A 958-nucleotide genomic window follows, 5' to 3' on the forward strand; every position below is an offset into this window, starting at 1 on the left:
ACATCGAGCGCGGAGCCCGCCACCACCTCGCCTTCGGATACGGCCCGCACCAGTGCCTCGGCCAGAACCTCGCCAGGATGGAACTGCAGATCGTCTTCGACACGCTGTTCCGCCGCATCCCTGCCCTCCGGCTCGCCGCACCGGCCGAGGAGCTGCCGTTCAAGAACGACGCCGTCGTCTACGGCGCCCACGAGCTCCCGGTCACCTGGTGAGCACGAGCCGGCTCCGGCCAGTGCGTCCCGACCAAGCCCGGCCGCGTCTGGATGTACATCACGATCACTGATCCGTGAGTCCGGCCGAGTACCGGCACGAATCCCGGACGCGGCAGCTTCAAAGGCGGCCGACCAGCCAGAACCCGTCTCGAAGGGAGGTGTGGGCGATGCGACGCGACCCGGTCTGGACCTGATGAGGTGATCCCGCGGTGGAGTGGTGGCGTCTGCAACGAGGCGGGAGGGCCACCACCCACCGCCGGGAGCCGGCACCCGCCCGCGCGGGTTTTCCGGAGCATGGCGGGACCTGCCGCAGTGCGGGTTCGTCGAGGGCGGCCAGGACAGTCGAGTCGGACCGGACGGAATCGATGTACGCCAAAGTGCTCGCGATCGGCGAGTTTCGCGGTTTGTGGCTGGGCGGGTTGTTCGCGATGACGTTCGTGCCCGCGCTGGTCGGAGGCCCCGCGCTGGGCTGGCTGGCCGACCGCTACCCGCGGCGGGAGGTCACGATCGCCTGCGATGTGGCCAGGACCGTCCTCATCGGACTCGTCGCGCTGCCGGGCCTTCCGCTGCCCGCGTTGTGCGCCCTAATCTTCGCCTCATCCGGCATGGTCGCCGCCCAGGGGCTGGGCATCCTGCTCGGCGGCCTCCTCGTCGAAGCGGCCGGACCGGAGCACGGCCTGGCGATCGCCGGCGCCGCCGGGCTGGTCGCGGGAGTGCCGGTGCTGCTGGCCTGGAACAGAGCCACC

Annotated in this window: 1 protein-coding gene and 1 pseudogene; both read left to right on the top strand. The window is 70.8% G+C overall.

All coding sequences use genetic code 11. From position 1 onward, the window contains the following. On the top strand, window positions 1-212 hold a 212-nt coding region (locus ACTWPV_RS49725; RefSeq protein WP_443157231.1), incomplete at its 5' end, for a cytochrome P450. 365 nt (window positions 213-577) lie between these two features. After that, a pseudogene (locus tag ACTWPV_RS49730) lies at window positions 578-958 on the top strand (hypothetical protein); the annotation flags it as partial.

The sequence above is a fragment of the Nonomuraea sp. KM88 genome (assembly GCF_052245635.1).
Classification (GTDB): Bacteria; Actinomycetota; Actinomycetes; order Streptosporangiales; family Streptosporangiaceae; genus Nonomuraea.